Source organism: Haloglomus salinum (assembly GCF_024298825.1).
Lineage (GTDB): Archaea > Halobacteriota > Halobacteria > Halobacteriales > Haloarculaceae > Haloglomus > Haloglomus salinum.
Genome location: NZ_CP101153.1, coordinates 1,956,479 through 1,981,847 on the forward strand (window position 1 = coordinate 1,956,479; position 25,369 = coordinate 1,981,847).

Sequence of the window (25,369 nt, forward strand, 5' to 3'; positions counted from 1 at the left end):
CTACTTTTGAGGGGTTATCCGGCTCCAATATCTGTCATCTGGGTCGGCTCCGGGACGCTGGTCAGTCGGCGGTGAGCTCGTCGGCCGTGTCCAGCGCCACCAGTTCGTCCACGTCCGGAATCTCGGCGTCGGCGTCGGTGATGATCTCGATACGGCGCGTGAGCTTGTCGCGGGCGTACTCGACGAGCGGCACGGGGTCGATGAACTCCTCGTCGTAGGTGACGATGTCGGCCACGTTCGTCATCTGGGCCTGCAGGACGTCCTGCACCCCCTGTGGGTCGACCCCGTCCTCGGCGATATGCTGCTGGACCTTGTGCATCCCGAAGCCGACGTGGCGGCCCTCGTCGCTGCGGATGTAGCTGAGCCCCTCGACCAGCCCCGGGAGGTGGGGCACCTCCGGCGCGTGGTCGAGAATCAGTTCCTCGGAGGTGTCCGCCTGGAAGGCGCTGGTCAGCCCGAAGTAGCCGGTCTGTGCGAGGACGGACTCGACGACGAGGTGGTAGTGGCAGTACGCGTCCACGCGGTTCTCGGGGGTGTCGTCCTCGAGCAGGCGGTGCATCGACGCCTCGACGTCGTCGAACAGGTCGACGTAGGCGTCCATGAAGTAGCGGTCGTCGGTCGGCTTCACCGGTTCCCAGCCCCGTTCCTCGGCGACCGGCAGGAGCACCTCCCGCCAGTAGCGGTCGAAGAAGGCGGTGTGTTTGGCCTCCTCGTAGAGCTGCGAGGTGAGGAACAGCTGGTCGTCGATGTCGTCGAGCGCGATGGCCAGCGGCGCGAGGTCCTCGGTGACGGCCTCCTCGCCCGCGCCGAACAGGGCGAGCCCCTGCGCGAGCGCGTCGGAGTCGTCCTCCTCGAAGTCGGCCTCCATGAGGGCCCGCCGGTCCTGTTCGAGCAGGTCGTCGGCGATGTCCTCGTACGGGTCCCAGTGGTTGTAGACGGCGTGGCGGAAGTATCCCCCCGACTGGCTGTCCGGGTCGAGGCGGAGCGACCGGCTGGTGTCGGCGTATCGACTCATACCTCCTCCGTTTGTGAACGAGTCCCGATGTCTGCACCGCCCGCATGCTGCGGCCCTTGATAAGCTGACCGGCGATGGACGCCTGCTGGATGCTCCCGGCTCACAAACACCTAACTCCCCTCCCTCCGGCACGTGTTCGCATGACGGACCTCCGCATCGACGCGAGCGTTCCGGGGCTGGACGAGCAGACCGCCGACCTGGCCGAGGCGGCCGAGGCCGCCGGCTTCGACGGTATCTGGGCGCCGGAACTGGACTTCGACCCCGTCCTCCCGCTGCCGGTCGTCGCCGAGCACACGACCGATATCGAACTCGGGACCCGCATCGCCACCGCGTTCACCAAGAGTCCGATGGTGCTGGCGCTCCAGGGCTGGGACCTCCAGCGCTACTCCGACGGGCGCTTCGTACTGGGCATCGGGACGCAGGTGAAAGGGCACAACGAGCGCCGGTTCTCGGTCGACTTCGAGTGGGAGCGCCCCGGCCCGCGCCTGCGCGAGGTCGTCGAGTCCATCAAGCACATCTGGGACGTGTTCGACGGCGAGGCCGACGAACTCGAGTACGACGGGGAGTTCTACCAGTTCTCGCTGCTGCCGGAGGCGTTCAACCCGGGGCCGCTCGACTCGGGCCCGCCGGACATCTGGGTCGCCGGCGTCAACGAGTACAACCTGAAGATGGCCGGCGGCACCGCCGACGGCCTCTGCATGCACGTGTTCAACACGCCCGAGTACACGGAGGAGGTCATCGAACCCACCGTGCGGGCCGGTGCCGAGCAGATGGACCGGCCGTTCGAGGAGGTGACCCTCTCGGCCAGCCCGTTCGTCATCACGGGCGACGAGAGCCGCCGGGAGGCCCGCCGCGAGGAGGTCCGGAGCCGCATCGCCTTCTACGGCTCGACGCGGACCTACCACGACGTGCTGGAACTCCACGGCTGGGAGGACGTGGGGATGGAGCTGCACGAGCTCTCGAAGGAGGACGCGTGGGGGGAGATGTACGAGCTGGTGACCGACGAGATGGTCGAGACGTTCGCCGTCGAGGCGCCTCCCGCGGAGCTGGCCGACGAGATCCGCGACGTGTACGGCGGCGTCGCCGACCGGGTGCAGCTGGAGTTCGATCCGAGCGAGCCGTTCTGGGAGGACGTGGTCGGGGCGCTGTGACAGCCCCGTCGGTGTCTTACGGCCCGCTCCCCGCTCGGTTACTGGGCGCCTCCCTGCGGTCGGCGCCCGTCACTCCTCACGGCTCCCGTCGGTCGCCGTTCGGATACCGTGGGCCCGCTCCATTCGGCCCCACTCACTCCTCCTCGGTCTCGTCTTCGGGCAGGTTCATCGCCTCGACCAGCCGCCCGGTGACGATGCCATCGACGAACTCGACCAGTCGCTCGTCCGTCGCCGCGTCGGCGAACAGCCCCAGTGGTATCTTGCCGCCGGCCATCTCCCGGTGTCCGCCGGCGCTCCCGACGTCCGCGAACGCCGTATCCAGCACCTCGCCGATGTGGACCCGGGAGTCGGTGGTGCGGGCGCTCAGCTCGATGCAGTCGTCGACGATGCCGAAGACGACCGCGCTTCCGACGCCCTCGAGTTCGACGAGGTAGTCCGCCGACTGTGGGAGCGCGTCCCGCTCGTCCGTCCGGCCGACGTGCGAGATGAGCGTGGAGGCCCGGACCTCGCGGTTGTCGATGGCGGTGCCGAGAGCGTCGGCCGTCGAGCCGGTGACCGGCGGGCTCGCCAGCTGCCGGAGCGTCTTCTCGTCGGCGTGTGGGTGGAGTACGGCGGCGGCCTCGTGCTCGGCGGCGGTCACGCCCCGGAGGAAGCCGAGCGTCTCCCGTCGGACCGCGAACAGCAGCCCGGTCGCGAGCCGTCCCTCCAGGTCGACCCCCAGCGCGTGGATGTACTCCGTGAGGATGGTCGCCGTCGCCCCCGCCGCCTCCCGCCGGTCGACGAACCGCGCCTCGACGCCCTCTGCCGGGTGGTGGTCGATGACCACGTCTATCTGTGTCCCCTCGGGGACGGCGTTGTTCTGCCCCGGGACGGAGTGGTCGACGAACGCGACCGACCGGCCGTCCAGCAGTGCCGGGTCGAACGGTTCGAGGTCGAGTTCGAGCAGGTTGACGAACGCCCGGTTCTGCTGGTGGGAGATGTTGCCATCGTAGCAGATGACCACGTCGTCGATGCCGGCGTCGCGGGCGAGCGCCGCGAGCGCCATCGCGCTCGCCAGGCAGTCCGGGTCCGGGTTGTCGTGGCAGACGACGGTGAGCGACTCCTCGGTGGCCAGCAGGTCGTGCAGTTCTCGGGGTCGGGAGGGTTCCGGGTCGCCCGGCTGCACGGCCGCCGTCCCGCCGCTGTCGTCGTCCGGCGGGTCGGCGTCGGTCGACTCGTCGTCGTGCTGTTGCATACCGGCTCTTGGGCGGCACGGCCCAAGGATGTGCGGGTGGGTCGGTCAGCCCAGCTGGTCGCCGACGATGCGGTCCGCTTCCTCGATGAACGCGCGCTCCTCGCCCGCCGGGATGGTGGCCCCCGCGGCCACGTCGTGCCCGCCGCCCCCGCCCCCGACGGCCGCCGAGGCCTCGCCCATCACGACCGAGAGGTCGAGGCCCTGCCCCACGAGCGCGGGTGTGCCGCGCGAGGAGACCTTCGTCTCGTCCTCGTTCTTCCGCGCGAACGCGACGATGGGGGTGTTCCGGTCGACACCGCTCGTCCCGACGGCCATCCCGGCGATGATGCCGACGATGGTCTCGCGGATCTCCTCGCCGGCGTCGAACCACTGGAGGTTGTCCTCGCGGGTGACGCCGGTCCGCTTGACCCAGTTCAGCCCCTCCGAGAGGTTGCGCCGGTGGTCCCGCAGGAGGGTCCGGGCCCGTGCGAGCCCCTCGTCGCGGTCGCCCCGGCAGACCGCGAGCCCCACGTCGGCCCGTTCGTAGCGCGCGGTCGCGTTCAGCAGCGTCGAGAACTCGCTCGCGTCGCGGAGTTCGGTCCCGACCGGCTCGTCGAGCAGCGTGTAGGTCGTCCCGACGAGGTTCTCGGCCTTCCGTGCCGGCACGCCGGAGCGGACCGCCCGTTCGACGAGCCCGGAGGTGATGGCCTTCTGCTCCTCGCGCGCGAGGTCGACCCAGGTCCGCCAGTCGCCGTCCTCGTCCTGCAGGTCCAGCTCCAGCGAGCGGAGGAACTCGATGGCGCCGGCCTCGTCGTTGGAGATGCCGGGGACGAACGTGTCGGTGGCGTACTCCAGCAGTTTCGGCAGGGGCCGGGTCTGCTTGCCGTACACCGCGAGGTCCTGGGCCTCCTCCAGCACCCCGGCGGCGACGCCCTCGGCGACGATGCCGGCGTTGGCGCCGTGCAGTTCGCCCCCCGAGGCCTGCATGTCTCCGACCGCGCCGACGACGGCCAGCGCCGCGAGGTCGCGGTTGTCGGCGTCGTGCCCGTGCTCGCGCTCGGCTCCCACGGGTTCGAGCGCGCGGGCCAGCACGTACGCCGCGCCCGCGCCAGACAGCTCCGAGGCGCCGTTCAACCCCCGGAGCAGCGGGTTCAGGTGGAACTCCGTCTCGCAGTCGCCGCCGTCCGCGGCCTCCTCCTTCGCGGGCTGGTGGTGGTCCGCGATGACCGGCTCGAAGTGACCCTCACGCTCGTGGGCCGCGATGATATCGAGCTGGCCGCTGCCGAAGTCCGTGAACAGCACCGTCTCGTAGTCGCGGTCCGCGATGCCCGCGATGGACTCGGCGTCGAGCTGTTTCTCGAAGACGACCTCGTACGGGATGCCCGCGCGCTCCAGCGCGGTCGAGGCGACGGCGGCGCTGGTCAGCCCGTCGGCGTCGATGTGCGAGGCCAGCAGGACCCGGTCGGCCTCGGCGAGCCGCTCGGCACAGCGGACGGCGTCCTCGGCCAGTTCCGGCACCGGGAGGTCCTCCGGGTCCGGCGCGGCAACGGTGGCAGCCATTACCCGACGGTGGGTCGGGTTCCCGGATAAACCTGCGGTCGGCTGCGGATGCACGCGGAGTTATGCTCTCGCCGGTCGAGTGGTCGGTATGCGCATCGAGGTCTCTCCCCTGGAGCGGCGGACCGGCGGCTGGCTACTCCTCCTCGCCGGACTCGCGCACCTCCTCGCCCCGAACCTGACGGTGGATGTCGTCCGAGCCGCGTACGCCGAGACGCTGGACGCCGCGTTCATCCCCCGAGACGGCACGAACACCCGCGTCCGACTGGTGGGCGCGGTGCTGGTGGCTGTCGCGGTGGCGATGCGTTGGGGGACCGACGTGGGCCGCTCGGCCGGCGACTGCCGGGACAGTTAGGGCGGCCTAAACTTCGATGGGCTTTTCAATAGTTAGGGTGGCCTAAACCATATGGCAGACGACAGCGGCCGCGGTGTGTCGCGCAGGGACGTGCTGACGACCAGCGCTGGACTCGGCAGTGCGGCGTTGCTCGCGGGCTGTACCGGGGGCTTCGCGTCCGGCGGTGACGGTGGCGACGGCGGCAGCGGTGGCGAGGGAAGCTACACCGTGTCGATGGCGCCGACCGGCGAGGTCGAGTTCGACGCGCCGCCGGAGTCGGTGGCGCACTACTTCCCCGGCTACGCGGACATGGCCGTCGCCCTGGGACACGCGGACAGCATCAACTCCATCGGCGTCGTGAGCCGCTACCACGTCGACCACTACGACGAGCTCGACGGCGTCGCCATCGACAAGTCGTCGCTGACGGAGCTGGTGGGCGACAGCGGCATCGACAAGGAGCTGTTCTACGACCTGGAGAGCGACCTCCACCTGATCGACCCGAAGTGGCTGGTCAACAACGGCTTCTTCGGCTTCGAGCAGGCGGACATCGAGGAGCTGTCCGAGAACGTGGCGCCGTTCCTCGGCAACACGGTCTTCCGCCGGACCGACAAGTGGCACGACTACCGCTTCTACACGATGTACGAGGCGTTCGGCAAGATGGCCGCGGTCCACCAGGAGCAGGAGCGCTACGAGTCGTTCCGGTCGTTCCACGACGAGTTCCTCGCAACCCTGCAGGCGTCGCTGCCCAGCGCCGACGCGCGCCCGAACGGGCTGCTGTGCTTCGCCGGTTCTGACGAGCCCGAGGTGTTCTCGCCCTACCGCCTCACGGACAAGGGGACCAACAAGAAGCCGTTCCGCGACCTGGGCATCCCGGACGGGCTGGCGGGAACCGGCATCGAGGGGCTGTCGACGAACGACCGCGGCCAGATCGACTACGAGACGATGCTGGACGTGGACCCCGACGCCATCTTCATCCGTGGGCACGAGGACAAGAGCCGCCAGGAGTTCGAGGACACCGTGGTCGCGTTCATGCAGGACCACAACACCGCCAGCGAACTGACCGCCGTGCAGGAGGGGCGCGTCCTCCGGGGTGGCCCAATCTACCTCGGCCCCATCCAGCACCTGTTCGTCACCGAGCGGCTGGCGCTGGAGTTGTTCCCGGACAGCTACTCCGGGGACCTGTTCGACCGTGACGAACTCGCGGAGATCGTGACGGGGAACCGCTCGGGATGACCACCGCTGGCGCGGAGCAACGGGCGCCCGACCACGATGTCGTGGTCGTCGGCGGAGGCCCGACCGGCTGTTCGGCGGCGGTGTTCACTGCCCGGTACGGCCTCGATACGGTCGTCTTCGACCGCGGCCCCGCGGCTCTGCCCCGGTGTGCGTACCTGTCGAACTATCCCGGCTTCCCGGCCGGTATCGACGTCGAGACGTTCCAGGACCTGCTGCACGCCCACGTCGCGGAGGCGGGGGCCGACCGCCGCGAGGAGCAGGTGACGGCGGTCGAGCGCCGGGACGAGGAACCAGGGTTCGTCGTCGAGACGGACACCGGGGGCGAAGTCACGACGGAGTACGTCCTCGCGGCGGCGTGGTACGACGGCTCCTATCTCCGACCGCTCGGGGAGGACGCGATGTTCGAACTGCAGGAGCACCACGGCGAGGAGGAGCGGTTCGCTCCCGACTACCCGGATGCGGACGGTCGCACGCCGGTCGAGGGGCTGTACGTGGCCTCACCCAGCGGCCGGAGCGAGCAGGCCATCATCGCGGCGGGCAACGGCGCCCACGTCGCCCGGAGCCTCGTCGAGGACGTGCGCCGCGACGAGGGCTACGCGGGCGACCTCGCGTCCCACTTCGACTGGCTCCGCTCGGAGTCGGAGTTCTCCGGCGAGTGGGCCGAGCGCGACCGCTGGCGCGAGTGGTTCGAGAACGAACTCCCGGACGATTACGACCTCGACGAGGACCGCCTCGTCGAACTCCGGGAGCGCTACATCGACGGGGCCTTCGGGACCGCGCTCTCCGACGAGGCGGCGGCAGCGCGAGCGGAGCGTGGCCGCCGGGAACTGATCGAGGGCATCGGGGCCGAGCGGGTGCTCGACGCCATCGACGACGAGCGAATCCGTGAGTACGTGAGCGAGTGAGGAGTGCAGCGAGGCGCCGCGGCGGCTGGTTCACGGACGGAGCGGGCTCCCGGGAATCGTGGCCCGGGGGGCCGCAACCGCAGCAACTATATTGTTTTAGGCCAGCCTAAAAACATGGTCGGCGTTTCGACACACCACGGGGCACCGACGCGACGAGATATCGTGAAGTGCGGTGGCGCAGCGGCAGGAACGGGCCTGCTGGCTGGCTGCACGGGCGACCTGACCAGCGGGGACGGCGGCGGCGGGAACCCGACCCCGACCGACACCTCGTACACCGTCTCGATGGCGCCCGTCGGCGAGGTCGAGTTCGACGACGTGCCCGAGACGTGGGTCCCGTTCACCGGCGACTGGGCGGACATGGGTGTCGCGCTCGGACAGGCCGACGGCCTCGCGGCAGTCGGCATCAAGGCCCGCTACGCGTCCCACCACTACGACGAGCTGCCCGGCGTCTCTGTCGACACCGGAGCCATCGAGCAGCTCTACAACGAGGGCGTCGACAAGGAGCGGCTCTACGATATCGGCGCCGACCTCCACGTCATCGACCCGAACTTCGTGGTGAACCGGCTCGGGCTCAGCGAGGGGGATGTCGAGGAGCTGGGCGAGAACGTCGCACCCTTCTTCGGGAACACGATCTTCTCGCGGGTGTACGACTGGCACGACTACCGCCACTACGACCTGTACGAGGCGTTCGGGAAGCTGGCGGACGTGTTCCAGGAGCGCGAGCGGTACGAGGCGTTCGCGAGTTACCACGACGAGGTGGTCGCCGACGTCGAGTCCCGGCTCCCCGAGGAGCGACCGGACGTGGCCGTCCTGTTCCCGGCGGGCGCGCCGCCGGAGGCGTTCTACCCGTATCTCATCGGTGAGGGGACGCAGTCGAAGCAGTGGCGTGACCTCGGCGTCGGGGACGCGCTGGGGAAGGCCGGCGTCACGGACGCGCAGGCCGGCGGCGGAACGGTCGACTTCGAGACGCTGCTCGACATCGACCCCGACGTGCTCGCGGTCCGGCTCCAGGGCGAAATCACGGACGAGGCGTTCGAGGAGCGCATCGTCTCGCACCTGGCGGACCACGACGTGGCGAGCGAGCTGAGCGCCGTGCAGAACGACCGCGTCGTCTACGGCGGGATGACCTACCAGGGGCCCATCATCCACCTGTTCCAGCTGGAGCGGGCCGCACAGGGGGTCTCCCCCGACGAGTTCGGCGGCGAGCAGCTGTTCGACCGACAGCGCGTGGCGGACATCGTGAACGGTGAGCTCTGAGATGGCGCAGGGCACGACCGAACCCGCGTCGCCCCTCCAGCGGGCCCGCGAGCGGGTCGAGGCGCTCGCCGACCCGGACGGGGAGTTCGCGGTGGCCTGCGCGGAGACAGGCGTCCGGCCCCCGCCGGTCTGGGGGACCCGATTCCCGTCGTTCGAGGCCGCGGAGCGCGCCCGTGACGCGGCGGTCGCCTACCGCGAGACGCTCCGTGCCCTCGACCCCGGATGCGAGTCGTACGACCTCGTCGTCTGCGAGGAGACGGAGTCCTCGCTCGGGTTCGCCAGCGTCCGCGAGACGACGGACGGCCGGCGAGCCAACGGCCTGCCCCGGACCCGCCGGACCGTGACGCTGGCGGGTGAGGGGCGCGACGAGTGGCTCCGCGTCGAGAACGCGCCGGTCGTCGACCTCGTGGGGCCCGACGCGCTACTCGACGACGAGGTCGTGGAACGCCAGCTCCGGACGATGGAGGGCGAGCGATGAGCGACGGCTCCGGCGAGGCCACCGCGACCGCCATCGATGATGAACCGGGCGCGATGCGCACTCGGGAGTGGGCTATCGCCGCGAACTTCCACGACCCCGCGGACTACGGTATCCCGCCGCTGCCGGAGTGGACCGTCTACAAGGAGGCTCGTGGTGGGATGGCGCTCGGTGTCGCGGACGGCGACGGCGTCTTCATCGCCGCGGACGACCCCGTCAAGGTCCGGCGATAGCGCTACGATGTCGAGCGGCCCCGATGCAGCGAACGAGGGGGTACCCGGGAAGCGTGGCGACCCGAACAGAGACTGACCTGGGACTGCACGGTTAGTGGGCAATCTATGGGTTTGTGTGTCTGCCTTGGATATAAATGCGTAATATCGGAATGAGTGGATTAATAACGGTTCTCACGTCGAATGAGCGGATGCTGTCCTATCGCGCGGGGGCGTCGCCGCCGTCATCGGGCTCCGGATTGGGGACATCCACCTCCGGCGGCACGTCGGCGTCGTACGGCAGTGTCCCGACCAGCTGTGCCGCGACCTCGTGGTCCATCACCGCGGCCATCTCCATCGCCTTCCCCTCGTGGTCGTCGAGGTCGAGCACGCTCCGGAAGAACCACGAGAGCAGGACGTACGTCTCGTGGAGTTCCTCCGCCCGTGCCCGACCCGCGTCGGTGAGCGCGACGCCCTCGTAGGGCTCGTAGTCGACCAGCCCGTCCTCGCCGAGCTTGCGGAACATCTCCGAGGCCGTCGCCGGCGACCGACCGAGCCGCTCGGCGACCCGACCCGGCGAGACCGGCGGGTCGTGCTGGTGTTCGACGATGTAGAGCGCCAGCACGTATTCGTCACGTCCGCTCATCCGTGTGCCCTCCCGGGGGGAGTCTGCCTGTTCGGTCCGCGACCCCGTGGCCGGCTGCGTCCATTGGCTCCCGCACTCGCCATGTGTTTAGGTTAACCTAAAAATACAAAACGGTTCGGGTCTGTCGCGGCCCTCGCGCTGTCGGCGGGCGACCATCGTGCTGTCGTGGGGTTCCTCGCGACCGCCGGGCCGCCAGGTGGTCACCGGACCGGCGACCCGTCCGTCGCCCCCACGAGGGTGCCGAACCGCAACCCTCATCAATGCTTAGGCCACCCTAAACCGTAACGAGATGCTCACGGAGGACCGGGATGGCGACTGAGACACGCGAGGTGCTGGGCCGTGAGGTCGGCTGGCTCGACAGCTCGCTCGCGGTGACCTGCGCGGCGGGCCTCGCCATCACCGTCCTCGCGGGCCTGGTGCAGGTGCGCTTCGGCGCCTACGACATGACGTTCTGGCAGGTCGTCGCCGCCGTGTTCGACCCGCTGGTGTGGCTCCGGCCGAACGTGCTGGCGTCGTTCGTCCTCGGGGACGGCCTGGCGAGCGCGCTCGGCTTCCGCACCGAGTTCGACCTGCCGACGACGACGCTCATCGTCTGGAACGTACGGCTGCCCCGCGTCCTCGTCGGCGCGCTCGTCGGGATGAACCTCGCGCTGTCGGGCGCGGTGTTCCAGGCGGTCACGCGCAACGAACTCGCGAGCCCGTTCATCCTCGGCGTCTCCTCGGGGGCCGGCTTCGCCGTCCTCCTGACGCTGGTCGTCTTCGCCAACTTCGCCGCGCTCCTGCCCGTGACGGCCGCGCTCGGCGGCACCGTCGCCTTCCTCGTCGTCTACGCCATCGCGTGGCAGGGCGGCACCTCCCCGGTCCGCCTCGTCCTCGCGGGCGTCATCGTCGGCACCGTCCTCAACTCGATGCAGACGGCGCTGTTCTTCTTCGCCTCGGACCTCGGGACCGTGCAGGCGGCCATCGCCTGGACCACGGGCTCGCTGACGGGGGTCGACTGGGAGCAGGTGCGGATGATTCTCCCACCGACGCTGCTCGTGCTGCCCGCGGCCGTGCTGGGTGCGCGCTACCTGAACGTCCTCCTCCTCGGGGAGTCGACCGCGAGCGCGCTCGGGATGCGCGTCGAGCGGGCGCGCTTCCTCCTCTCGGGGCTGGCCATCCTCGCCGCCGCCGCGTCCGTGGCGGTGGCGGGTATCGTCGGCTTCGTCGGCCTCATCGTCCCCCACATGGTTCGGACAGTCGTCGGGAGCGACTACCGCCGGCTGATGGTGGGCTGTGCGTTCGTCGGGCCCGCCCTCCTCGTGGCGGCGGACCTGGGTGCGCGGCTGACCTTCCAGTTCGCCACGGGCGCGCCCATCCAGCTCCCGGTCGGTATCGTCACCGGCCTCGTCGGCGGCCCGTACTTCCTCTACCTGATGCGGCGCAAGCAGAACCTGGGTGACCTCTGATGGACGGGACAGGCGCTACGAAACCGGTCGAATCGGACGACAGCCAGGCCACGATGACGGCGACGACCGAAGCGACCGACGCCAGCGAACTCGTCGGCCGCGACCTCGCAATCGGCTACCCCGCGACCGAGGAGCCCATCGTCGAGTGCGAGCGCGTCGTCATCCCGGCCGGCGAGGTGACCGCCCTCGTCGGGCCGAACGGGAGCGGCAAGTCGACCCTGCTGAAGGCACTGGCCGGCCAGCTCGAACCGTGGGCGGGGGGCGTCGAACTCGACGGCGAGGACGTGTACGCGATGGGCGACAAGGTCCGCGCCCGCAAGGTCGGCCTGCTCTCCCAGGAGCGCGAGGAACCGGGGTCGCTCACCGTCGAGAAGCTCGTCCAGCACGGGCGCTACCCCTACCGGGGGTTCCTCGACGGCCTCGAGGACGCCGACCGGTCGGCCGTCGACCGCGCCATCGACCTCACGGGCGTCGAGCATCTCCGCGACCGGCCGCTCACGGACCTCTCCGGGGGACAGAAGCAACTGGCGTGGGTCGCGATGAGCCTCGCGCAGGAGACGGATGTCCTGCTGCTCGACGAGCCGACGACGTTCCTCGACCTGCGCCACCAGCTCAACGTGCTGGAGACCGTCCGGACGCTGAACGCGGACCGCGACATCACCGTCGGCGTCGTCCTCCACGACATCTCGCAGGCCGCCCGCTACGCGGACAACCTCATCGCCATGCAGGACGGCGAACCGTACGACTGGGGGCCGCCGGCCGAGGTGGTGACCGAGGAACTGCTCGCGGACGTGTTCGGGGTGGACGCGACCGTGCGCGAGGGGCTGGACGGTCCCGAAATCGTCCCTCGACGGCCGCTGGAGTAACCCGCTCTCGGCCCCGTCCTGTCGCCCGTTGCACCGGGCGCTCGCGGTGGTGTTCCAGCAGCTCGTCTCCCACACACCCCCACCCGTCGCCCCCGTCGCTCAGCCCACGGGCGCCCGGCAGAGCCCCTCCGGGTACGCGGCGTCGAGCGCCAGCCCGAGTTCCCAGCGGTCACCCTCGCGGGTCGCGCGGGTGACCGCCGGGCGCGTGCCGGCCCGCAGGAGGCCAAGCGACAGCGGCAGCGTGGGGCAGCCGTCCGGGCCACGCCCGTCCGCCGTGAGGGCGTAGCCGTCGAGTACCACCGTCGCGTGGCGGCCGCCGTCGAGGTGGTCGTGGGTCTCGAACCCCTCCAGCAGCCGGAGCGTGCGGAGCCGCAAGAGCACTCCGTCGACGGGGTCGGGTGCGACCGTCGCCGGGGTCGAGAGCCGTCCGGCGGCGTCCGAGAGGACGAGCGCCTGCTCGGTCGGGGAGAGCTGCTCGGCCAGCTCGGCGGCCGCGGTGCGCAGCAGCGAGCAGCAGAGTTCGTCCCGACCGACCGTCTCCGCGGCGTCGAGGTAGCGGTCCATCACGGTCCGCTCGACGGCGTCGAACCCCTGTGCGGAGAGCGCCTCGAAGGTCGCCCCGGCGAGGTCGTGGCAGAACTCCACCATCGCCGTCGCGCGTGGGCGCGGCGGGTCGTCGGGCAGCGCCTCGCAGGCGACCAGATCGAGCGGCGGGAGCCGCTCGTCGTAGCGCCGGAGTGCCGCGCGATAGCGTCCGGCCAGCCCGGCAGCCTCGGCGGCAGCCTCCCGGTCCGGGAACCGCCGGTCGGCGACGGGGAACGGCTGCTCGCCGGTCCGGGCACACACCACCTCGAACCGGCCGTCGGGGGCCGCGAGCGCCTCGATGCGCTCGCGCAGTTCGTGCAGGTCACGACCGACCATCGGTCACCTCCCGCCACTCGGCGCCGTTCACCATATTTTTCGGCGTGCCTAAAACAACTTGAACGTACCGGAGCGGGACGGGAAGCGGGCGGCGCGAGCGCCGCGTCGGTCGTCCACGTCAGTCGCGCGCGTCAGCCGTCGGCGTCGGCCCGATCGACCAGCTCGTCGACGACGCCCTCGCCGGCCTGCGCGGCCCAGAGCGCCGCGTAGAGGCCGCCGTCGTCCTTCAGGTCGTCGTGCGTACCGCGCTCGACGACGCGGCCGGCCTCCACGACGAGGATGGTGTCGGCGTCCGTGACGGTGGAGAGACGATGGGCGATGGCGAGCGTCGTCCGGTCCTCGGAGAGGCGGTCGAGCGAGCGCTGGATGCGCGCCTCGGTCGCGGTGTCGACGGCGGAGGTTGCCTCGTCGAGGATGAGGATAGCCGGGTCGCGCAGCATCGCACGAGCGATGGCGATACGCTGACGCTGGCCGCCCGACAGTTTCACGCCGCGCTCGCCGACCCGCGTGTCGTAGCCCGCGGGCAGGTCCGTGATGAAGTCGTGGGCCTCGGCCGCGCGGCAGGCCTCGCGGACCGCCTCGTCGCTCGCGTCGAACCGGCCGTACCGGACGTTCTCGGCGATGGCGCCGTCGAAGAGGACGGCGTCCTGCCCGACGTAGCCAACCGCGTCCCGGAGGCTGTCGCGGGTCACCTCGCGCACGTCGCGCCCGTCGACGCGCACCGCGCCCTCGGTGGTGTCGTACAGCCGGAGCAGCAGTTTCGCGAGCGTCGACTTCCCGGCGCCCGTGGGCCCGACGAGCGCGACCGTCTCGCCCGGCTCCGCGACGAACGACACGTCCTCGATGACCGGTCCCTCGTCGGCCCCGCCGTCGGTGGTGGCGTCCCGGCCCGCGTGCTCGGCGTCGGCCGCATCCGCGTCGCTCGGCCCCTCCGGGTACGCGAACGTCACGTCGTCGTACTCGACGTGCCCTTCGACGTCGCCGAGTTCGACGGCGTCCGCGGCGTCGGTGACGGTCAGCGGGATGTCCATCAGGCCGAAGACGCGCTCGCTGGAGACCTTCGCGTTCTCGTAGCGGTCGACGATGTCGGAGACCTCCGCGAGCGGCGAGACGAACCGCTGGGTCAACAGCAGGAAGGTCACGAACGTCCCGATCTCCAGCCGGCCGGCGCCCGCGACCGGCGGCCCGACGAGGAGCCAGTACCCCCCGACGCCGAACGTGAGCGCGAACGACAGGCCGGCGAGCAGTTCCATCCCCGGCCGGTAGAAGTACGACAGCCGGAGCATGTGCATCGTGTCGTCGAACAGGCGGCGGCTGGCCCCCCGTACGCGGTCGGTCTCGTACGGCTCGCTGGCGGTCGCCTTCGTCAACTCGACGCCCGCGACGGCGTTCTCGATGCGCGTGTTCAGGTTGGCGACGCTGGAGCGCCGCGCGGCGTACCGGGGCTCCGCGGCGCGCATGAACCAGCCCGTGAACAGGACCATGGCCGGCACGGCGACGAGAGTGACGACTGCGAGGGACGGCTGTTCGAGGAACAGGACGACCGCGATGCCCAGCAGCAGCGTACCGAGGCGGACGCTGCTCACGAGCGCGTCGTCGAGGAACAGCTCCAGGTTCTCCGTGTCCGAAGAGAGAATCGAGAGCACCTCGCCGGTCTGCTTGTCGTCGAAGAAACTCATGTCCAGCCCCGACAGTTTCTCGAAGCAGTCCACCCGGACCTCGTGCATCACGCCGTGGGCGAACTCGTTGGCGGCGACGCCGTACACCCAGGTCGCGAGCGCCGTCAGGACGAACGCGCCGGCGATGGCGACCAGCGAGAACTCGAAGGCGGCGGCCTGCGTTCGGGGGAGCCACCCGTCCGGGACCAGCGGGAGGCTGAACTGCCCGACCCCGAACACGCCGTCGATGGCCGCCCCCAGGACGACCGGCGGGACGAGCGAGGCGAACTGCGCGACCAGGTTGGCGAGGACGCCGACGACGAACCAGCCGCGCCGGTCACGGCCGTAGGTTCCGAACAGCCGGCGCATCGGTCGCTTCACGTCCGCGCGGTACCGGTCGAAGACGCTCCCCTCGTCGCCCGTGCTCATTCACCCGGAGTCGGGGAGTCGTGCGGATAGGGGTTACTCATCGGGAGGAGTCCGGACATAACGCCGTGATGGATGGTACTTCTGAACGACACGCGCAGTCACCGAATTATGTGGCATAGACATCGGGCGCGACCCCATCGCGCGCTCACAACCGCCGCTCGACGCTCTCGACGGCCGCCTCGGGCGCGTCGACCGCCTCGAAGCCGTCGAACGCGGACAGGTCGTGCGTGTCCAGTCCCGCCACGGGTTTGCCGTCGTCGAGCGCCAGCGCCAGCTCCGAGAGTGTCCCGGTCGCGCCGTTGACGGCGACGACGCCGTCGCCGTTGAGCACGACCAGCACGTTCCGGCCGTTGCCCATCCCCGTCACGATGGGCGTGTCCACGTAGTCGTTCGCCGCGGACGGGTCGGTCCCCTTGAGGATGCCGACGGTGTGGCCGCCGGCCTCGCTCGCACCACGACAGGCAGCCTCCATCACGCCGCCGTATCCACCGCAGACGACCGTGTGGCCGCGCTCGCCGCAGATCCGACCGACCGTGCGGGCCCGCTCGTAGGTCGCCTCGTCCACTCGACCGCCGCCGATGACGCTCACGCGCATATCCGGGGCTCTCCCCCCGTCGGCGAAAACCTCCCGAACGGCGGTACCGTCCTACCGGCGCGTCGTCACGACTGACTGGAAGCCGGGGCTGTAGTGGAGGTGTGGCTCACCCGAGAGGTCGAGACCGAGCGGGCGCCCCAGCGAGTTCGTCGTCACGTCGGCCGTCGCGGGTGCGACCTGCCACGGGTCACGGTCGATTTCGCCGACGCGGACACCCGGCCCGGCCCGAGCGAGGTACGGCGAGGGCTGACCGGCGTCGGTGAACCAGCCCCGGCGCTCGATACAGAACTCGGCGAGCGACCCCGGTTCGACCGGTTCGGCCGCCCCGTCCGGTGCGTAGTCGGTGGCGAACGCCGCGGCCGGCTGGCCGGCCTGCGACCGGCGGCTCCGGAGGGAGACCGACTCGACCGCCTCGCTCCCCCGCCGGATGTCGACGGTCGTCGACGCGACGTAGCAGGGTATCCCCATCGCGCTGTGGAGTGCCGCCGCCCCGACCCGGGTGCCGGCGTCGACCGAGAGGAAGTAGACCCCGGGCTGGTCGCCGTGCCGGACGTACGTCCGGAGGTTGACCTGGCCGAACGCCTTCGAGGGCCACAGCCCCGCGGGCAGCGCCTTCGGCCGCGCCTCGGTCACCTCGAACGCGAGGATGCTTGCCCACGCCGATCCGTCGTACGTGTCGAGTTCGAGGCCATCGGGGAGGTGCGGCCGGAGCTGGTCGGCGTCGACCCGCCAGTGGACGAACAGCACCGCCCGGCCGGTGGTGGTCAGGGCGGTGTCCATGCGCATACGCCCCCTTGCGGGCGGGGGGTCTTGCCGTTTCGGGCCGGGCCACCCGGCCCCTTTTGTCGGGGGAACCTACTTCCCGACGCCACCCGCCCGTGAGTCATGGTCACGCTCACCGACGAGCAGCGGATGCTGGTGGACGTGCTGGACGACATCGCACGCGAGGAGTTCGTCGCCGACGCGTTCTCGCACGACGGGTTCCCCTGGGAGAACGTCCGGACCCTCGCGGAACACGACCTCTGGGCGGTCAACCTCGGCGAGGAGTGGGGCGGCGGCGGCCTCTCGGAGTTCGCCGCGGTGCTGGCCATCGAGACCGTGGGCGCGGTCTGCCCGGAGACCGCGAACGCCCTCTACGGGCAGACGATGGTCGCGCCCCGCGCCATCGAGATGTTCGGCAGCGAGACCCTCAAAGAGGAATACCTCCCGCCGGTCTGCGCGGGCGAGTCCGCCATCGCCATCGGCATCAGCGAACCCGGCGCCGGCAGCGACGCCGGCGCGATGGAGACCACCGTCGAGGAGACCGACGACGGCCTCCGGCTCTCGGGCGAGAAGATCTGGCTCTCCTACGTCCCCGCCAGCGACGCCGTCGTCGTCTGGGCGCGCTTCCCGGACGGCAACCTCGGAACCGTCCTCGTCGACCTCGACGCGCCCGGCGTCGACGTCCACGAGCACTACACCAACATGGCGGGCCACACCCAGAGCCACCTGTTCTTCGAGGACGTTGCGATCCCCGAGGAGCAGGTCCTCGTCCGCGGGAAACGGGCGCTCAAGGAGCAGCTGAAGGCGCTCAACTGGGAGCGGGTCGGGAGCGCCGCCTACGCCACCTCCATGGCGCGCTGTGCGCTGGAGCATGCCATCGACTACGCCGGCGACCGTGAGCAGTTCGGCCAGCCCATCGGCGAGTTCCAGGGGTTGCGCTGGGAGGTGGCCGACGCCGTGAAGGAGTACACCGCCGCCCGAGCGCTCACCCACGACGCGGCCACGAACACGCGTGGCGGGAGCGACACGCCCGCGCACCCGGAGCGCCTGCGCGCCAGCCTCGCGAAGTTCCACGCCTCCGAGACCGCCGAGTCGGTCGTCAGCGACTGCCTGCAGGTGTTCGGCGCGACGGGCTACCAGCAGGGCCACCCACTGGAGTTCCTCCACCGACTGGCGCGCGGGCGCCGCATCGCCGCCGGCACGGACGAGATCATGCGCGAGAACATCGCCGACGAGGTGTTCGACGGCAGCGGGCTGCCGTCGCTGGGGTGAGACGGACACCGCCACCGGGGCCGGTCCGGCTTTCCGGCCGCAGCACGTACCTGCGCGTATGAACACGCTCGAACTCCCGACCGGCGAGACGGTCACGCCCGAGGACGTCTTCTGCTACGAGGGCTACCCCTACCGGTTCGTCCCGGCCGAGGACCGCCCGGGGACCAACGCCCGCGTCGAGGGACCCGGCCCGGGGCCCGACGAGGTCCAGTTCTATCTCGTTCCCCTCTACTGGGGCGGCGGCGACATGGACGTGCCCTTCCCGGACCGCGAGTCGCTGGTCGAGCAGTGGGACGACGCCCGCGGGGTGCTGACCGACGAGGAGTGGCGCGACTGGCTGGTGGAGTCCCGCGCCGACGGCCGCTTCGACAACAACGAACTGGACGCCATCGCCGCGGAACTCGGCCTCGCCGAGGGGCGTGGCGGGGGCGGCCTGCTCGCCCGCGTGCGGCGGCTGCTGGGGTAGCCCCCGACGGGGAACACGTTGCTCACAATAGTCGCCTGTTTTCTCAATAGGGTGGCATATATATCGTTATTACTCGGGAATTTAGACGGAAAGCGATTAGTTATCGCGGGATATTCGCGAATATGTGGGCCTAAGCCAAACGTATCGGTGTCGTTCGTCCCCATCCGGTGATGGGGTGGTTCCCCTGTGACCGACGACCCGGTCGTCGAGCGGGTCGCCGCCGAGCCGTTGCCCGACCCCGATGGCGAGCCCGACCTCTCGGACCCGACGTACTACCTGAACCGGGAGCTGTCGGAACTCGCCTTCCAGCGGCGCGTCCTGCAGGAGGCACTGGACGAGCGGAACCCGCTGCTGGAGCGGGTCCGCTTCCTCGGCCTGTTCACCAAGAACATCGACGAGTTCGTCATGAAGCGGGTCGGTGGGCTGAAACAGCAGATTGACGTTGGCGTCACCGAGCGAACGGTCGACGGCCGCACGCCCCGCGAGCAGTGGGAGGCGGTGCTGGACGCACTGGGGCCGATGCTCGAGGCCCAGACGGAGTGTTTCACCGACGAGGTCCAGCCGGCGCTCGCCGACGCCGGCATCCACCTCCACGCGTACGACGAGCTATCGGCCACCCAGCGCGAGGACCTGCGGGCGTACTTCGAGGCGTCCGTGCTGCCGACGCTGACGCCACTGGCGTTCGACCCGGCGCACCCGTTCCCCTTCATCTCGAACCGGTCGCTGTCGCTGGCCGTCGTCACGCGCCGTGACGACGAGGACGAGCCGACGTTCACGCGCATCAAGATTCCGCAGAACCGCCCCCGACTCGTCGAGGTCGGTGACGCCGAGTACGTCCTGCTGGAGGAGGTCGTCCGCGAGAACCTGGACCTGCTGCTGCCGAACGTGGACATCGTGGACACGTCGCTGTTCCGGCTCACCCGGAACGCGGAGGTCCGGCGCAACGAGGAGGTCGCCGAGGACCTCATCGACATGATCCAGGAGGTGCTCGAACAGCGTCGGTTCGCGACCGCGGTGCGGATGGAGATCGAGGCCGACGCGCCCGACATCGTCGTCGACATCCTCACCGAGCAACTCGACCTCGACGAGCACGAGGTGTTCCGGCGCGAGGGCATCCTCGACTACCGGCCGCTGCTGGAGCTGACGGACCTCGACCGCCCGGACCTGCAACTGCCCGACTGGTCGCCGATGCCCCACCCGCGACTCGAGCGCGGCGCCGGGAACGCGGCCGTCCCCGGGGCCAGCGGGGACGAGCGCCCCTCCGTCTTCGGTGAGGTCGCGCGCGACGACGTGCTGTTGCACCACCCGTACCACTCCTTCGAGGAGACGTTCCAGCGGTTCCTCGAGGAGGCCGCCGAGGACCCGGATGTGCTGGCCATCAAGGCCGCCATCTACCGGACGGCGAGCGATTCGCGGGTCATCCAGAGCCTCATCGACGCCGCCGACAACGGCAAACAGGTCGCAGTGATGGTCGAGTTGAAGGCCCGCTTCGACGAGGAGAACAACCTCGACTGGGTCCGAACGCTGGAGGAGGAGGGCATCCACGTCGCCTACGGTACCATCGGGCTGAAGACCCACACGAAGACCGCGCTCGTCGTCCGCGACGAGTCGAACCACGGCGAGGGGGACGCCAACACCGCCGACGCCGAGGGGGTCCGGCTCTACTCCCATATCGGCACCGGCAACTACCACTCCGAGACGGCCAAGGGGTACGTCGACCTGGGCCTCCTGACGGCGGACCGTGACATCGGCCGCGACCTGGTGAAGGTGTTCAACTTCTTCACTGGCCCGTCGCTGGACGAGGAGTTCCGGAAGCTGCTCATCGCACCGGTCACGATGCGCCGGGAGTTCACGCGCTCCATCCGCCGCGAGGCCGAGCACGCCCGTGCGGGCCGGCCCGCCCGCATCGTGGTCAAGGTGAACGGGCTGGAGGACCCCGATATCGTCCGAGAGCTGTACGAGGCGTCGCAGGCCGGCGTCGATATCGACCTCGTCGTCCGCGACATCTGCCGGCTCCGGCCGGGTATCGAGGGCGTCAGCGAGACCATCCGGGTCCACAGCATCGTCGGCCGGTTCCTCGAGCACTCGCGGATATTCTACTTCGAGAACGGTGGCGACCCCGAGTGGTACACCGGGAGCGCCGACTGGATGACCCGGAACCTGGATAGTCGTGTCGAGGCCGTCACACCCGTCGAGGACCCGGCCATCCGCGAGCAGCTCCGCTTCAACCTCCACCTCAACCTCTCGGACAACCGCAAGCGCTGGACGATGCACCCGGACGGCTCGTACGTCCAGCAGCGCCCGGGCGACGAGCCGGAGGTGAACACCCAGGAGATCCTGATGGCGTGCGCCCGTGAGGCGACCCGGCGCGACGATGTCCACACGGGCATCGTTCCGGAGCACGAGCACGTCACCGGCGACCTGCTCGTCGAATCCGTCGACGACCCGAGTGGCGACGAGGCAGACGAGAGCGGGCTGCCGGCGTCGCCGGACGGGAACGGGGCCGCCGTCGCGGACGGGAGCGACGTGGTAGTGCCGTCACCCGCGGCCACCGAGGACGCGGCGGCCGACCTCCCGGCGGTGCTGGCGGCCAACCGCGACCACTGGTACGTCCCCGACAGCGGCCGGTACGAGTACGCGGTCCGGACACCCGATGGCGACCGCCGCTACTTCCGAACGGTCGAGGGCGCCGCGAACGCCGTCGCGCGGTTCTACGCCGGGGGGGCGTGAGTCCGGGCCCGGAACCGAACGCCTAAACGCCTCGCCGCCGTGCCCACCTAGGGTTCGAACATGTCAGCAGACGACCCCGCCATCCGCACGGGGCTCTCCTACGACGACGTGCTGGTCGTCCCGGCACGGTCCCCCGTGGACTCCCGGAGCGACGTCTCGCTCGCCACACACCTGACCGACGACATCGCGCTGGAGGCACCCATCCTGAGCGCGCCGATGGACACCGTGACGGGACCGGAGCTCGCGGTCGCGCTCCACGAACTGGGCGGGTTCGGCACCATCCACCGCTTCCAGACCGTCGAGCACCAGGTCGCTGCCATCGAGGAGACGGTCGCGCAGGGCGCCCGCGTCGGCGCCGCACTCGGCATCGACGAGGCGTACCGCGACCGCGCCGAGCGCGTCCTCGAGGCCGGCGCGGCGTGTCTGATGGTCGACGTAGCTCACGGCCACATGGAGGCCGCCCTCGACGTGGTCGAGCACGTCGCCGACGAGTTCGACGTGCCGCTCGTCGCGGGCAACGTCGCCACCGAAGCCGGTGTCGCGGACCTGGCCGCAGCCGGCGCGGACTGTATCAAGGTCGGTATCGGTCCCGGGTCCCACTGCACCACGCGCGAGGTGGCCGGCGCCGGCGTCCCGCAGTTCACGGCCGTCCGCGACTGTGCCCGCGCCGCCGAGGAGTACGGCGTCCGCACCATCGCCGACGGCGGCATCTCGGGGTCGGGCGACGCCGTGACGGCCCTGCTCGGGGGCGCGGACACCGTGATGATGGGCGGGTTCTTCGCGGGCACCGACGAGGCGCCCGGCGAACTCGTCGAACACGCCGGGAGCCGCTACAAGCGCTCGCACGGGATGGCCTCGACCTCCGCGAACGAGGCGCGCTCGGACAAGGCCGCCGCGGAGTCCGCGCCGGAAGCCGACGAGGGCGTCGCCGGACTGGTCCCCTACCAGGGGTCGCTGTCGAGCGTCGTCCCCGAGTTCCTCGCGGGTATCCGCTCGGGGGTGAGCTACGCGGGCGGCTACACGCTGGACGAGGCCCGCGAGGGCGTGGAGTTCGTCCGCGTCACCGAGGCAGCGAAGGCACGCGGCGGGTCGCACACGTTCGTCCGTGACGAGACGCGGCCGACAGGTAGTGATTGAGCAACCGCAATAAACCATCCATTTCCCATATTGTGATATTATGTGGTCTTTTAGTCTACATTCGAGTCGTGTTATAGTGGGAATCGTCCGGAACGGAACCTACGAAGCCCTCACGCTCTCGTGACGCCGCGACTCGCTGCGCTCCTCGGGTTCGCTACGCTCACCCTGCGGTGCTTGCTTCGTCGGGGCGACGACGAGAGCGCTCGCCCTTCGAGTCCGCCAGGGACGCGGGAGGTGGCACGGGCGCGGCGGCCCTGCCCTTCCCCAGGTCGCGCGGGTTCGCCCGCAGGGGCGAACCACGCGCTCCCGGCCCGTGGATTGTGGCGGGTGCGCACCACCGTCAGTCGAACGGGCGCGCGCTGGCGGCTGTGCCGCAGGCCAGCCGCCGCCCAGCGCGCGAGGGACGAGAAGCGCAGGGAGCGAAGCGACCGAGCATCGCAGGCGGTTGGGGAGGTATGAGGCCAACGGCTACTGACTGACGAATCCGCGGTCCTGGTGGAATCGAAGGTGAGCCGAACGCAGTGAGGCGAACAGCGGGGGAGCGAAGCTCCCCCGAGCGAACGGCGGCTTCGCCGCCGTGAGCGTCGGCAGAGCTTGCTCTGCCGGAAGGCGAGCGCTCTCGACCCGGTGAGACGACGTCTCCGGAAATCTTCGATCTCCGGGATGATGAAAATCGCCAGGGGCGATTTTCAGATCACAAGGACCACAGCGCGAGCGAAGCGAGCGCGAGGACCGCAGCGAGTCGCAACCGGTCGAGAGCGCGAGGGCTTCGGAGGCAGTCCCGTCGTCGGAGTCCTCGCCCCGAGAATCACGAAAGCGTCGGAATAAGCCACTCATCAGCCGAAATATTCCCCCTCACACAACCTGCGAGACCCGCTCGACGACCGCCTCCACGTCCGCACGACTCACATCCAAATGCGTACAGAACCGGACCTGATGGTCGTCGAACGGCACCGCCAGCACCCCCACCTCCGCACACCGCTCCAGGAACGCCTCCGCCGGGTCCTCAGTATCCACCAGCACGATGTTCGTCTCCGGGTCGTGCGCGGCGAGTCCGTCCAGTTCGTCCAGCCCGTCCGCCAGGCGCTCGGCGTTCCGGTGGTCCTCGGCGAGGCGGTCGCGGTTCTCCAGCGCCCGCAGGCCCGGCGCCGCGATGATGCCGGCCTGCCGCATCCCGCCGCCGAACAGCTTGCGATGCCGGCGCGCTCGCTCCACGAACTCGGCGTCGCCGGCGAGCATCGAGCCGACGGGCGCGCCGAGCCCCTTCGAGAGGCAGAACATCACCGAGTCCACCTCGCGGGTGAGGCGCGCGGCCGGCACGTCCAGCGCGGCGGCGGCGTTGAACAGGCGCGCGCCGTCGAGGTGGACGGGCACGTCGTACTCGTGCGCGGCATCGGCGGCGGCGTCGATGCGCTCGGGGGCGATGGCGGTGCCACCCTTCGCGTTGTGCGTGTTCTCCAGGCACAGCAGCCCCGTCCCCGGCCGGTGGCCGTCGGCCGCGACGTGGCCCGCGTGGACCGCCTCGGGCGTGACGACGCCGCGGTCGCCGCCGTCGACGGTGCGGACCTGCAGGCCCGAGTGCTGGGCGAGGCCGCCGAGTTCCCACCGGTAGACGTGGCTGTCGCGCTCGACGAGGGCCTCCTGCCCCTGCTCGGTGTGGGTGCGGGCGGCGACCTGGTTGCCCATCGTCCCCGTCGGGACGTAGAGGGCGGCCGCCATCCCCACGAGGTCGGCGGCACGAGCTTCGAGTTCGTTGACGGTGGGGTCCTCGCGGTAGACATCGTCGCCCACGTCGGCGTCGTGGGCGGCCTCGCGCATCGCGTCACTCGGGCGCGTGACCGTATCGGAGCGGCAGTCGATGGGGTCGTCGTGGTCGGTGTCGGCGGTGGGCATGGGCCCCTGTTTCGGGTCGAACGGCATATCAGCGGCGACGGCGGCGAGGAGTTCGCACGGCCGCCACGTGGCGGAAACGGTATGCCGGCCCCCGCCGAATCCGGGCGCATGGACCCGCGAATCCGAGAGCACGCGCAGGTGCTCGCCGACGCCATCGACCTCTCCGAGGGCGACAACCTCGTCATCAAGTCCGAGCCCGCCGCCGAGGACCTCGTCGTGGCCCTCTACGAGGTCGCCGGCGACCGTGGCGCACACCCGCTCCACATCACCACCAACCGGAGCGGCCGCGCCATCCGAAACTACCTCCGTGCCGCCGAGGAGTCCGGGATGGCGTTCGAGACGCCGCCCCACGAGCAGGCGCTCGTCGAGGCGGCCGACTGCCACGTCGTCATCCGGGCCCACGGCAACGTCACGGAGATGGTGGACGTGGACGACGACCTCAACGCTGACTACGAGTCCGCCCACAGCCCCATCCTCAACGAGCGGCTCACCGACCGCTGGACGCTCACCCAGCACCCCACCCCGGCGAACGCCCAGCTGGCCGAGATGTCCACGGAGGCCTACCAGAACTTCGTCTACGACGCCATCAACAAGGACTGGGACGCCCAGCGCGAGTTCCAGGAGCAGATGGTCGAGATCCTCGACGCTGGCGAGGAGGTCCGCATCGTCTCCGGCGACACGACGGACGTGACCATGTCCATCGCGGGCAACATCACCATCAACGATACCAACTCCAACAACCTCCCCGGCGGCGAGGTGTTCACCGCCCCCATCCCCGACAGCGTCGAGGGCGAGGTTCTCTTCGACAAGCCCGTCTACCGCCGCGGCAAGGAGGTCACCGGGGCCCGCCTCGTCTTCGAGGACGGCGAGGTCGTCGACTACAGCGCCGAGAAGAACGAGTCGTTCCTCGGCTCCATCCTCGATACTGACCCCGGCGCGCGCCGGCTCGGGGAACTCGGCATCGGGATGAACCGCGACATCGACCGGTTCACGTACAACATGCTGTTCGACGAGAAGATGGGCGACACCGTCCACATGGCCGTCGGCCGCGCCTACGAGGCCAACGTCGGCGAGGGCAACGAGCAGAACCAGAGCGCCCAGCACGTCGACATGATCGTGGACATGAGCGAGGACTCGCGTATCGAGGTCGACGGCGAGGTCGTGCAGGAGGACGGGACGTTCGTCTTCGAGGAGTGA

23 protein-coding genes are annotated in these 25,369 nt (G+C 70.2%); 14 read left to right on the plus strand and 9 right to left on the minus strand.

Annotated elements, in window-relative coordinates:
• Positions 1 to 61: 61 nt before the first annotated feature.
• Positions 62 to 1,015: a ferritin family protein gene (locus NL115_RS09410; protein WP_254832926.1), complete on the minus strand. Its 954-nt coding sequence runs from the start codon at positions 1,013 to 1,015 to the stop codon at positions 62 to 64.
• A 140-nt stretch (positions 1,016 to 1,155) separates the two neighbouring features.
• Between NL115_RS09410 and NL115_RS09415 the strand changes: the two genes are divergently transcribed.
• Positions 1,156 to 2,166 carry a TIGR03617 family F420-dependent LLM class oxidoreductase gene (locus tag NL115_RS09415; RefSeq protein ID WP_254832927.1) on the plus strand — a complete coding sequence of 337 codons (1,011 nt, stop codon included), beginning with the start codon at positions 1,156 to 1,158 and terminating at the stop codon, positions 2,164 to 2,166.
• Positions 2,167 to 2,299: 133 nt separating this feature from the next.
• On the opposite strand, the gene NL115_RS09420 is transcribed toward NL115_RS09415, so the two are convergent.
• Both NL115_RS09420 and recJ read right to left on the minus strand, forming a co-directional pair.
• Positions 2,300 to 3,400: a DHH family phosphoesterase gene (locus NL115_RS09420; RefSeq protein ID WP_254832928.1), complete on the minus strand. Its 1,101-nt coding sequence runs from the start codon at positions 3,398 to 3,400 to the stop codon at positions 2,300 to 2,302.
• A 45-nt stretch (positions 3,401 to 3,445) separates the two neighbouring features.
• Positions 3,446 to 4,939, minus strand: coding sequence for a RecJ family nuclease (gene recJ / locus NL115_RS09425; RefSeq protein ID WP_254832929.1), 1,494 nt, complete (start codon positions 4,937 to 4,939; stop codon positions 3,446 to 3,448).
• 88 nt (positions 4,940 to 5,027) lie between these two features.
• Here recJ and NL115_RS09430 point away from each other — a divergent pair, with 88 nt between their 5' ends.
• The 6 genes from NL115_RS09430 to NL115_RS09455 all read left to right on the plus strand — a co-directional run bounded on the left by NL115_RS09430 (position 5,028) and on the right by NL115_RS09455 (position 9,373).
• Positions 5,028 to 5,291 (plus strand): hypothetical protein, encoded by a 264-nt coding sequence (locus NL115_RS09430; RefSeq protein WP_254832930.1) that lies wholly within the window; start codon positions 5,028 to 5,030, stop codon positions 5,289 to 5,291.
• A gap of 51 nt (positions 5,292 to 5,342) precedes the next feature.
• A complete protein-coding gene (locus tag NL115_RS09435; protein ID WP_254832931.1) occupies positions 5,343 to 6,503 on the plus strand; it encodes an ABC transporter substrate-binding protein in 1,161 nt (386 codons plus the stop codon).
• Positions 6,500 to 7,408 carry an FAD-dependent oxidoreductase gene (locus tag NL115_RS09440; protein WP_254832932.1) on the plus strand — a complete coding sequence of 303 codons (909 nt, stop codon included), beginning with the start codon at positions 6,500 to 6,502 and terminating at the stop codon, positions 7,406 to 7,408. The genes NL115_RS09435 and NL115_RS09440 overlap by 4 nt, the downstream gene beginning before the upstream one ends.
• A 114-nt stretch (positions 7,409 to 7,522) precedes the next feature.
• Entirely contained in the window at positions 7,523 to 8,665 is a 1,143-nt protein-coding gene (locus tag NL115_RS09445) for an ABC transporter substrate-binding protein (protein WP_254832933.1), read from the plus strand.
• Between the two features lies 1 nt (position 8,666).
• Positions 8,667 to 9,143 (plus strand): DUF7552 domain-containing protein, encoded by a 477-nt coding sequence (locus NL115_RS09450; RefSeq protein ID WP_254832934.1) that lies wholly within the window; start codon positions 8,667 to 8,669, stop codon positions 9,141 to 9,143.
• Positions 9,140 to 9,373 (plus strand): hypothetical protein, encoded by a 234-nt coding sequence (locus NL115_RS09455; protein WP_254832935.1) that lies wholly within the window; start codon positions 9,140 to 9,142, stop codon positions 9,371 to 9,373. Before NL115_RS09450 ends, NL115_RS09455 begins: the two co-directional genes overlap by 4 nt.
• 196 nt (positions 9,374 to 9,569) lie before the next feature.
• Here NL115_RS09455 and NL115_RS09460 read toward each other — a convergent pair whose 3' ends face one another.
• Positions 9,570 to 9,995: a metal-dependent transcriptional regulator gene (locus NL115_RS09460; protein WP_254832936.1), complete on the minus strand. Its 426-nt coding sequence runs from the start codon at positions 9,993 to 9,995 to the stop codon at positions 9,570 to 9,572.
• A 308-nt stretch (positions 9,996 to 10,303) separates the two neighbouring features.
• Between NL115_RS09460 and NL115_RS09465 the strand changes: the two genes are divergently transcribed.
• Together NL115_RS09465 and NL115_RS09470 are read left to right on the plus strand one after the other, a co-directional pair.
• Complete coding sequence (locus NL115_RS09465) at positions 10,304 to 11,443, plus strand: FecCD family ABC transporter permease (protein ID WP_254832937.1); 1,140 nt, start codon at positions 10,304 to 10,306, stop codon at positions 11,441 to 11,443.
• Positions 11,443 to 12,309 (plus strand): ABC transporter ATP-binding protein, encoded by an 867-nt coding sequence (locus NL115_RS09470; protein ID WP_434084013.1) that lies wholly within the window; start codon positions 11,443 to 11,445, stop codon positions 12,307 to 12,309. The genes NL115_RS09465 and NL115_RS09470 overlap by 1 nt, the downstream gene beginning before the upstream one ends.
• 99 nt (positions 12,310 to 12,408) lie before the next feature.
• Here the strand turns inward: NL115_RS09470 and NL115_RS09475 are convergent, their stop codons facing one another.
• From NL115_RS09475 to NL115_RS09490, 4 genes are all read right to left on the minus strand, one after another.
• Positions 12,409 to 13,230: a DUF7551 domain-containing protein gene (locus NL115_RS09475; RefSeq protein WP_254832938.1), complete on the minus strand. Its 822-nt coding sequence runs from the start codon at positions 13,228 to 13,230 to the stop codon at positions 12,409 to 12,411.
• A 131-nt stretch (positions 13,231 to 13,361) separates the two neighbouring features.
• Positions 13,362 to 15,317: an ABC transporter ATP-binding protein gene (locus tag NL115_RS09480; protein ID WP_254832939.1), complete on the minus strand. Its 1,956-nt coding sequence runs from the start codon at positions 15,315 to 15,317 to the stop codon at positions 13,362 to 13,364.
• Between the two features lie 145 nt (positions 15,318 to 15,462).
• Positions 15,463 to 15,912, minus strand: coding sequence for a TIGR00725 family protein (locus NL115_RS09485; RefSeq protein ID WP_254832940.1), 450 nt, complete (start codon positions 15,910 to 15,912; stop codon positions 15,463 to 15,465).
• Between the two features lie 51 nt (positions 15,913 to 15,963).
• Positions 15,964 to 16,698 carry a YqjF family protein gene (locus NL115_RS09490; protein ID WP_254832941.1) on the minus strand — a complete coding sequence of 245 codons (735 nt, stop codon included), beginning with the start codon at positions 16,696 to 16,698 and terminating at the stop codon, positions 15,964 to 15,966.
• 99 nt (positions 16,699 to 16,797) lie between these two features.
• Here NL115_RS09490 and NL115_RS09495 point away from each other — a divergent pair, with 99 nt between their 5' ends.
• The 4 genes from NL115_RS09495 to NL115_RS09510 all read left to right on the plus strand — a co-directional run bounded on the left by NL115_RS09495 (position 16,798) and on the right by NL115_RS09510 (position 22,279).
• A complete protein-coding gene (locus NL115_RS09495) occupies positions 16,798 to 17,946 on the plus strand; it encodes an acyl-CoA dehydrogenase family protein (RefSeq protein WP_254832942.1) in 1,149 nt (382 codons plus the stop codon).
• A gap of 58 nt (positions 17,947 to 18,004) precedes the next feature.
• Positions 18,005 to 18,412 (plus strand): hypothetical protein, encoded by a 408-nt coding sequence (locus NL115_RS09500; protein ID WP_254832943.1) that lies wholly within the window; start codon positions 18,005 to 18,007, stop codon positions 18,410 to 18,412.
• Between the two features lie 228 nt (positions 18,413 to 18,640).
• Positions 18,641 to 21,142 carry a polyphosphate kinase 1 gene (ppk1, locus tag NL115_RS09505; protein WP_254833081.1) on the plus strand — a complete coding sequence of 834 codons (2,502 nt, stop codon included), beginning with the start codon at positions 18,641 to 18,643 and terminating at the stop codon, positions 21,140 to 21,142.
• A gap of 60 nt (positions 21,143 to 21,202) precedes the next feature.
• Positions 21,203 to 22,279, plus strand: a complete 1,077-nt coding sequence (locus NL115_RS09510) for a guanosine monophosphate reductase (protein WP_254832944.1) — start codon at positions 21,203 to 21,205, stop codon at positions 22,277 to 22,279.
• Positions 22,280 to 23,134: 855 nt separating this feature from the next.
• Here the strand turns inward: NL115_RS09510 and NL115_RS09515 are convergent.
• Positions 23,135 to 24,172, minus strand: a complete 1,038-nt coding sequence (locus NL115_RS09515; RefSeq protein WP_254832945.1) for a threonine aldolase family protein — start codon at positions 24,170 to 24,172, stop codon at positions 23,135 to 23,137.
• A 108-nt stretch (positions 24,173 to 24,280) separates the two neighbouring features.
• Here NL115_RS09515 and NL115_RS09520 point away from each other — a divergent pair, with 108 nt between their 5' ends.
• A complete protein-coding gene (locus tag NL115_RS09520; RefSeq protein WP_254824424.1) occupies positions 24,281 to 25,369 on the plus strand; it encodes an aminopeptidase in 1,089 nt (362 codons plus the stop codon).